This window comes from Mycobacterium sp. (assembly GCF_049281135.1).
Classification (GTDB): Bacteria; Actinomycetota; Actinomycetes; order Mycobacteriales; family Mycobacteriaceae; genus Mycobacterium.
Genome location: NZ_JBAPRN010000076.1, coordinates 1 through 8,235 on the forward strand (window position 1 = coordinate 1; position 8,235 = coordinate 8,235).

Here is an 8,235-nt window from a genome sequence, read left to right on the forward strand (position 1 = left end):
CGGTGTGCCGACGTCCGGTTTGATCCTGGGCTAGGCGTCGTCCCAGCGCCGAACGTGAAGTTGTTCTCACGCTCGCGGTCGAACGTGAAGATACCTTCACCTTCAGACGGGTGAAGTGCCGTTTGGCGTGCTTGGTGACACTCTGCGACCATGCCGGAGCCGTTCGTGGGCAGCGAGGCGATCGCTGACGGGACCCTGACCAGCAGCCAGCTAAGTACCGGCTACACCAGGCTGTTTCGCGACGTTTACGTACACCGGGACGTGCAGGTAACCGCTGCGCTCCGCGCTAAAGCGGGATGGCTCTGGACGAAGCGACAAGGACTCGTTGCGGGATTCTCTGCGGCTGCTATGCACGGAAGCAAATGGGTCGACGACACGACGACTGTGGATTTGATCCATGAAAACCGGCACAGGCTGCCGGGACTCTTCACACGAGGGGACCGCATCGAAGGAGACGAGATCACCGTCATTGATGGTGTGCCGGTAACTACTCCGACCAGGACGGCGTTAGACCTCGGGTGCTGGTATCCGATGACGACCGCGGTTGCTGCTATCGACTCGCTGGCCCGTGCGACGGAAATCAAAGCGGCTGACGTCGAGCTGTTGGCTCAGCGGTATGCCGGACGTCGAGGTATCGCAGGCGCGCGGCTTGCGATCACTCTGTTCGACGCCGGAGCGCGTCCCCCAAGGAGACGTGGTTGCGGTTGGTCCTCATCGACGCTGGAATACCGAGGCCGCAAACACAGATCACGGTGCGTGACGAGTCAGGCAACTCGATTGCATACCTTGATATGGGTTGGGAGGACGTCAAAGTCGCGGTGGAGTATGACGGCGACCAACATCGCACCGACCGGCATCAATACAACTGGGATGTGCGGCGATCGGAACTACTTCATCGACTTGGCTGGACCGTGATTCGTGTCGTAGCAGGTGATAGACCCGCGGCGATTGTTCGACGGGTCAGGTCCGCCCTAGCTGGCCGAGCGTGAGGCCAATTTCACGCTCGGCCGCGACCGTGAACCTACCTTCACGCTCGGAGCGCTCGGAGCGCTCGGGGCGGCAAAGTGGCTAGACCGGGACTAGCTCCACTCCGGTGAGCACGACGGCATTCTCTCGAGCCGGCGCGGTGACGGTGGCCAGCAATCGCCCGTCCTCTTTCCAGACGGAGGCTTTCAGCGTCTCGCCCGGGTAGGCGACGCCGGTGAACCGTGCGCCGTAGGAGCCGACGGCGCCTGCATCACCGTCGAGCAGCGCGTCGGTGAGCGCCTTACAGGCCATGCCGTAAGTGCACAGACCGTGCAGGATCGGCCGCGGAAAACCTGCCGCAGAGGCGAATTCGGGATCGGAATGCAGCGGATTGCGATCGCCGCAGAGCCGGTAGAGCAGCGCCTGCTGCGGCAGCACCGGGATGTCGAGCTCCAGGTCCGGCGCCCGGTCCGGTGCGGCCGTCGACGTGGACGACCCACGGTCGCCACCGAACCCGCCTTCGCCGCGAGCGAAGATCGAACGCCGCTGCGTCCATAGCGGCGTTCCGTCCGGTGCGGTCACTCGAGTCTCGGACCAGATCACCGCGGCCTTGCCCTTGTCCCAGATGTCGGTGAACCGGGTGACGGCCTTCGCCGAACCCGACGGAGGTAACGGCGCCGGCGCAGTGACCTGCTCGCTGGCGTGCAGAACCTTGCTCAGCTCGATGTCGATACCGGGAAACTGCACGGTTGGCGGCTTGGTGGCATGGAAGGTCGCGGCCACGTTGCCGAATGTCGGCAGCACCTGCGGTGTGTCATCGACCAGGTAGCGCAGCTCGCGGGCATCCATCGGATCGGCACCTGCGCCCAGTCCGAGGTGATAGAGCTGAATATCGCTACTGCTCCAGGCGAATTCGATCGGCTCGAGCTCGGCAGCCAGCGCGACGTCGGGATCGATCGGCATGTCAGCGGTTTCCCTCGGTCCGGTTCCTCCGCGGGTCATTCTGACCGGCATCGTCGCCGGACGCTCCGGCGATGTGCAGGGCGGCCAGATAGCCGAAGGTCATGGCGGGGCCAATGGTGCCGCCCGGCCCAGGGTAGGTGTGCCCCATCACGGGAGCGCTCACGTTGCCCGCCGCGTACAAGCCGTCGATCACGCTGCCGTCGTCGCGAAGCGCGCGGCCGTGAACGTCGGTGCGGATGCCGCCCTTGGTGCCCAGGTCGCCCGGAACCATCTTGGCCGCGTAGTACGGCGGATGGCTGATCTCGCCGAGGTTCGGGTTCGGCTTGTTCGTCGGGTCGCCGTAGTACCTGTCGTAGGCGCTCTCGCCGCGGTGATAGTCAGAATCGACACCCGAGCGCGCGAAGCCGTTGAAACGCTGGACCGTCGCGTTGAACTCCCCGACCGGCAGGCCGGCTTTGGCGGCCAACTCCTCCAGCGTATCCGCCTGGACGATGACACCTGACTCCGTCCACTTACGCGGAATGCGTTGTCCTGGCTGCAATCCAGCGAAAATGTAGCGGTCGCGGTACTGCTGGTCGAACACCAGCCACGCCGGGATGTTCTCACCCGGGCCCGGCCCCTGCCCGTAGTCGCCGCCATACATGTGGTGGCACGCTTCGACGTACGGCATGGATTCATTCATGAATCGCTGGCCGGACATGTTGACGATGATCGAGCCGGGAGAGTTGCGCTCCGACAATGCGAACCACGGTGCACCGACCAGTGGGACGGTCGGACCCCACCAGGCGTCCTCCATGACGTCGAGTGCGGCGCCGAGCTTTTCGGCGGCGAGAATTCCGTCGCCGGTGTTGGCTTTCGCACCGACCGTCCACTCGGTGGTGATCGGCGCACGCTGGTACTTGATCCTCATCTGCTCGTTGTGCTCGAACCCGCCACTGCCGAGAATCACGGCCTTTCGTGCTCGAATCAGTTGTGGATCAGCGGCTTCCGACTTTTCAGTGTCGCGGACGTAGACGCCGCGGACTGCCCCGTCCTCGACGTAAAGGTCGGTCAGCGCGGTGTTGAGCTGTACCGGGACACCGGCCTGTTGGAGACCGATCCGAAGCGGCCCGATCAGAGCGCGTCCCATACCGACCAGGGCCTGACCGGTGGCCTTGGCCCACATGGTGCGTGCACCGACCTTGAGGCTGCGCAGCACGCCGCGTGGGTGACGCTTCAGCTGGTTCAGTCGCACGTAGTCCTGTTGCATCACAACGACGTTGAGCGGGACCTTGCCGTACGGCGGTTCCAGGCCGGGCAGATCGACGCCGAGCTTTTTGGCGTTGAACGGCTTCGGCTCGATGGAACGGCCGCCGGCCCGACCACCCGGGGCTTCGGGGTAGTAGTCGGCGTATTGCGGCACCCAGCACATCTTCAGCGGCGAGTGCTTGAGCACGAACGACAGCATCTCGGGGCCGCGCTCGAGGTAGGTGTCGATCCGCTGCGCTTCGACGACGTCTCCGACGATTCCGTGCAGGTACGTGCGGGCCGCTTGCGCGGTGTCCTTGACGCCGTCGCGCTGCAGGATTTCGTTGTTGGGAATCCACACGCCGCCGCCCGAGCGTGCGGTGGAGCCGCCGTAGTGGGCGGCCTTCTCGATGACTATTGTCGAGAGACCCCGGTGGGCGGCAGCAAGGGCAGCCACCATGCCGGCGCCGCCGCTCCCGACCACGACGACGTCGAACTCCTGAGCTGTCATGTAGAACACGTTATAGAATTGCCGGGGCCGGGCGCTACTGCCCCGGTCAAACGAGTGAGGGGACTTCGGCGAAATGATCTCGGTAGCTGCCCGTGATGAGTTGGCCGCCGACCTCGCGCAGGCCGAGCGGAGCCGCCAACCTATCGCGCCGCTGACCACCGGGCACCCCGAGATCGACGTCGTCGACTCCTACGAGATCCAGCTGATCAACATCCGGCAAAGGGTCGCCGAGGGCGCCCGGGTGGTGGGCCACAAAGTGGGCCTGTCGTCGCTGGCGATGCAGCAGATGATGGGTGTCGACGAGCCGGACTACGGACACCTGCTCGACGAGATGCAGGTCTTCGAGGACGTCCCAGTCAAGGCGGACAGGTACCTCTACCCCCGGGTGGAAGTCGAAGTCGGCTTCATCCTGGCCCACGACCTGCCCGGCGCGAACTGCACCGAAGACGATGTCCTGGGCGCGACCGAAGCATTCGTGCCGTCCATCGAACTGATCGACACCAGGATCACCGATTGGAAGATCGCGCTCTGCGACACCATCGCCGACAATGCGTCGTCTGCGGGTTTCGTGCTGGGCACGGCGCGCGTCGCGCCGGTTGACATCGATATCAAGGCGATCGACGCGGTACTGACCAACAACGGCGAGGTGGTCGCCGAGGGTCGCAGCGATGCGGTGCTGGGAAACCCGGTGACCGCAGTGGCGTGGCTGGCCCGCAAGGTGGAAAGCTTCGGGGTACGGCTTCGGGCCGGCGACATCGTGTTGCCCGGTTCGTGTACCCGAGCCATCGACGCCCGCCCCGGCGACAACTTCGTCGCAGATTTCGACGGCCTTGGGTCCGTCCGGTTGTCTTTCGAGTAAAGGAGCGTCCATGGGGTCGCAGGCTCGGCTAAAAAAACCCAGTGTGGCCATCATCGGATCGGGCAACATCAGCACCGATTTGCTCTACAAGCTGCTGCGGTCGGAGTGGCTGGAACCGCGCTGGATGGTGGGCATCGACCCGGACAGCGAAGGTTTGGCGCGGGCTCGCAAACTGGGACTGGAGACCACCCACGAAGGTGTCGACTGGCTGCTGGCTCAGTCCGAGAAGCCCGACATGGTGTTCGAGGCGACCAGCGCCTACGTCCACCGGGATGCGGCGCCGAAGTATGAAGCCGCCGGCATCAGGGCCATTGACCTGACTCCCGCCGCGGTTGGCCCAGCGGTGATCCCGCCGGCGAACTTGCGCGAGCACCTCGACGCGCCGAACGTCAACATGATCACCTGTGGGGGACAGGCGACCATCCCCATCGTCTACGCCGTCGCGCGCACCGTAGAGGTGCCGTACGCGGAGATCGTCGCGTCGGTGTCCTCGTCGTCGGCCGGGCCGGGAACCCGGGCCAACATCGATGAGTTCACCAAGACCACGTCCCGCGGCGTCGAGACCATCGGCGGAGCCAAGCGCGGCAAGGCGATCATCATCCTGAACCCGGCCGACCCGCCAATGATCATGCGCGACACCATCTTCTGCGCGATCCCCGAGGACGCTGACCGGGCTGCAATCACCCAGTCCATCCGCGACGTCGTCGCCGAGGTACAGACCTACGTGCCGGGTTACCGGATGCTCAACGACCCGCAGTTCGACGACCCGTCGGTGCACTCGGGAGGCCAGGCTCTGGTCACCACATTCGTCGAGGTCGAAGGCGCCGGCGATTACCTGCCGCCCTATGCGGGCAACCTGGACATCATGACCGCGGCGGCCACCAAGGTCGGCGAGGAAATCGCCAAAGAATCCCTGTCCGCTGCAGCGGGAGGAGCGAAGGCATGAGCGACATCTTCTTCAACCCAATCTGGGACGTCCGGATGACCGACACGTCCCTGCGCGACGGCTCTCACCACAAGCGTCACCAGTTCACCAAGGACGAGGTCGGCGCCATCGTGGCCGCGCTCGACAACGCGGGCGTGCCGGTCATCGAGGTGACGCACGGCGACGGGCTGGGTGGCTCGAGCTTCAACTACGGGTTCTCCAAGACGCCCGAGCAGGAGCTGATCAAGCTCGCCGCCGAGACCGCCAAAGAGGCCAAGATCGCCTTCCTGATGCTGCCCGGCGTTGGCACCAAGGAAGACATCAAAGAGGCGCAGAACAACGGCGGCTCGATCTGCCGGATCGCCACCCACTGCACCGAGGCCGACGTCTCGATCCAGCACTTCGGGCTGGCCCGCGAGCTGGGCCTGGAAACCGTCGGGTTCCTGATGATGTCTCACACCATCCCTCCGGAGAAGCTGGCCGCGCAGGCCCGCATCATGGCCGACGCCGGCTGCCAATGCGTGTACGTCGTCGACTCGGCCGGGGCGCTGGTCCTGGACGCGGTGAGCGACCGGGTTGCGGCGTTGGTCGATGAACTCGGCGACGACGCCCAGGTGGGTTTCCATGGGCACGAGAACCTCGGGCTGGGCGTGGCCAACTCGGTGGAGGCGGTTCGGGCCGGCGCCAAGCAGATCGACGGGTCCTGCCGCCGGTTCGGAGCGGGTGCGGGGAATGCGCCGGTCGAGGCGCTGATCGGGGTGTTCGACAAGATCGGCGTCAAGACCGGGATCGACTTCTTCGACATCGCCGACGCCGCCGAAGAGGTGGTCGCACCGGCCATGCCGGCCGAATGCCTGCTGGACCGCAACGCACTCATCATGGGTTACTCCGGGGTCTACTCCAGCTTCCTCAAGCACGCGGTCCGTCAGTCCGAGCGTTACGGCGTTCCGGCCCACCAACTGCTGCACCGGGCCGGCCAGCGCAAGCTGATCGGCGGTCAGGAAGACCAGCTCATCGACATCGCGCTGGAGATCAAGCGCGAGCAAGAAAATGGCACCGCGACCTCGCGTTAGTCTGAGTATTTGCACAGCTTGCGCATAGCTGCCGCGAGTAATCTCGCGCGCATGAGCACGTCATTCAATTGGGCCGGCCGCGGATTGATCGTTGGTGGGCTGCTGGCGGCTTCGGCCGCGACGATCATCGTGCTGCCGGTGGCGAGTGCCGCATGCAATCAGACCGTGGGCCAGTCCATCGACTCGTACTTGACCCGCCATCCCGACGTCAAGCAGCACCTGTCGTCGCAGTCTCAAGCCGAGGGCGGCGGTCCGAACGTGATGGACTACCTCAGCCGGCACCCAGATGTGCGGCAGCATCTGATCGACCTGTCCCAGCAGTGCACGGATTAGTGAATCGGCGTCGTCGCTGAACTTTGCGGCAACACGCGGTGTCGTTGGCCCGGCTCCTCCTCAGGCCGCTCCGGCCTGCATCGTCGCCGGGCGGGTGTTCGCCCATTGACGAAAACTAGAACACGTTCTAGCGTCGAGTCGTGTTTTCCCAGCCGCTAACCGACGCCATTGCCGAGGCCGAAGAACTCGTCGCCGCCGCACCGCATATCGAGACCGAAGCCGATCTGCTCGAAGGGCTGCAATATCTCGCCGGCTGTGTGGCGGCCTGCGAGCACATGGTGTTCGACTACGACCGCGATCACCCGATGTTGCTCTCGGGCACCGGCCCGTTCACCAAGATGGGCCTGGACAACCCGGACACCCTCTACTTCGGCTGCCGGGTGCAACCAAACCACGACTACACGGTCACCGGGGTCCGCGGCAGCACAACCGATCTCAGTTTCCAACTGCTCGGCGGCGAATACACCGACGACAACGTGCCCGCCAGCCAGGCGGCGTTCGACGACCGCGAGCTCGAGATCGCCGCCGACGGCAGCTTCCAATGGCACGTCCGGCCCACCAGCGTCGGCCAGTTGGTGATCCGAGAGGTCTACGGCGACTGGGCGGCCCGACGGGGGACGCTGTCCATCTCGCGATCGGACACCGCCGGCACCGCGCCGCCTCCGCTGACCCGCGCCGCCATCGAAAAGCGTTACACGACAACGGGAAAGCAACTCGTCAACCGTATCAAGACCTGGCTGCAATTTCCCCAGTGGTTCTATCTCGACATCCCGGTCAACACCATGGTCGCACCGCGCCTGACGCCCGGCGGTTTGGCGACGCAGTACTCCTCGGTCGGACACTTCGATCTGCGGCCCGACCAGGCTCTGATCATCACGCTGCCGGTGACCGATGCGCCGTACCTCGGGTTCCAGCTGGGCAGCATGTGGTACATCTCGCTGGACTACATCAATCACCAGACGTCGCTGAACAACACGCAGGCGCAAGCGGATCCGGACGGTAAGGTCCGCATCGTAATCGCCGATCAGAATCCCGGCGTCACCAACTGGGTCGAAACGCTGGGGCACCGCCGCGGCTTCCTGCAGTTCCGCTGGCAGCGGGTGTCGCGCCAACTCACCGAGGCCGACGGTCCGAGCGTCGAGTTGGTGGACGTCGATGCACTACCGGCTTCCTTGCCGCACTTTGACCACAATAAGATCTCTGACGACGACTGGCGTACACGGATCGCGTTGCGCCAGCAGCAAATTGCAGCCAGGATGTTGGGGTAGCCATGACCGGAATGCTTGAGAAAAAAGTAATCGTGATCAGCGGCGTCGGCCCGGGCCTCGGCACCACGTTGGCGCATCGGTGTGCGCGTGACGGTGCCGAGTTGGTGTTG

Annotated in this window: 7 protein-coding genes and 2 pseudogenes; 7 read left to right on the top strand and 2 right to left on the bottom strand. The window is 64.8% G+C overall.

Annotation, left to right across the window (positions count from 1 at the left end; genetic code table 11):
- Positions 1-150: 150 nt before the first annotated feature.
- Positions 151-989, top strand: a pseudogene (locus WAN02_RS03160) (endonuclease domain-containing protein).
- Between the two features lie 79 nt (positions 990-1,068).
- Here the strand turns inward: WAN02_RS03160 and WAN02_RS03165 are convergent.
- Both WAN02_RS03165 and kstD read right to left on the bottom strand, forming a co-directional pair.
- Positions 1,069-1,929, bottom strand: a complete 861-nt coding sequence (locus WAN02_RS03165; RefSeq protein ID WP_422262735.1) for a MaoC/PaaZ C-terminal domain-containing protein — start codon at positions 1,927-1,929, stop codon at positions 1,069-1,071.
- A gap of 1 nt (position 1,930) precedes the next feature.
- Positions 1,931-3,667: a 3-oxosteroid 1-dehydrogenase gene (kstD, locus tag WAN02_RS03170; protein WP_422262736.1), complete on the bottom strand. Its 1,737-nt coding sequence runs from the start codon at positions 3,665-3,667 to the stop codon at positions 1,931-1,933.
- Positions 3,668-3,740: 73 nt separating this feature from the next.
- On the opposite strand from kstD, the gene WAN02_RS03175 reads away from it, so the two are divergent.
- From WAN02_RS03175 to WAN02_RS03200, 6 genes and pseudogenes are all read left to right on the top strand, one after another.
- Positions 3,741-4,526 carry a 2-keto-4-pentenoate hydratase gene (locus tag WAN02_RS03175; protein WP_422262737.1) on the top strand — a complete coding sequence of 262 codons (786 nt, stop codon included), beginning with the start codon at positions 3,741-3,743 and terminating at the stop codon, positions 4,524-4,526.
- A gap of 10 nt (positions 4,527-4,536) precedes the next feature.
- Positions 4,537-5,472 (top strand): acetaldehyde dehydrogenase (acetylating), encoded by a 936-nt coding sequence (locus WAN02_RS03180; RefSeq protein ID WP_422262738.1) that lies wholly within the window; start codon positions 4,537-4,539, stop codon positions 5,470-5,472.
- Positions 5,469-6,524 (top strand): 4-hydroxy-2-oxovalerate aldolase, encoded by a 1,056-nt coding sequence (gene dmpG, locus WAN02_RS03185; RefSeq protein WP_422262739.1) that lies wholly within the window; start codon positions 5,469-5,471, stop codon positions 6,522-6,524. Before WAN02_RS03180 ends, dmpG begins: the two co-directional genes overlap by 4 nt.
- A 51-nt stretch (positions 6,525-6,575) precedes the next feature.
- Positions 6,576-6,857 (top strand): hypothetical protein, encoded by a 282-nt coding sequence (locus WAN02_RS03190; protein WP_422262740.1) that lies wholly within the window; start codon positions 6,576-6,578, stop codon positions 6,855-6,857.
- A gap of 140 nt (positions 6,858-6,997) precedes the next feature.
- The gene (locus WAN02_RS03195) at positions 6,998-8,125 is read left to right on the top strand and encodes a hypothetical protein (protein ID WP_422262741.1); all 1,128 of its coding nucleotides are present in this window, start codon (positions 6,998-7,000) and stop codon (positions 8,123-8,125) included.
- Between the two features lie 2 nt (positions 8,126-8,127).
- Positions 8,128-8,235 (top strand): annotated as a pseudogene (locus WAN02_RS03200) (short-chain dehydrogenase); the annotation flags it as partial.

Coding starts and splice junctions, on each gene's coding strand:
- WAN02_RS03165 (WP_422262735.1), bottom strand. CDS start 1,929: ATGCCGATCGATCCCGACGTCGCGCTGGCTGCCGAGCTCGAGCCGATC.
- kstD (WP_422262736.1), bottom strand. CDS start 3,667: ATGACAGCTCAGGAGTTCGACGTCGTCGTGGTCGGGAGCGGCGGCGCC.
- WAN02_RS03175 (WP_422262737.1), top strand. CDS start 3,741: ATGATCTCGGTAGCTGCCCGTGATGAGTTGGCCGCCGACCTCGCGCAG.
- WAN02_RS03180 (WP_422262738.1), top strand. CDS start 4,537: ATGGGGTCGCAGGCTCGGCTAAAAAAACCCAGTGTGGCCATCATCGGA.
- dmpG (WP_422262739.1), top strand. CDS start 5,469: ATGAGCGACATCTTCTTCAACCCAATCTGGGACGTCCGGATGACCGAC.
- WAN02_RS03190 (WP_422262740.1), top strand. CDS start 6,576: ATGAGCACGTCATTCAATTGGGCCGGCCGCGGATTGATCGTTGGTGGG.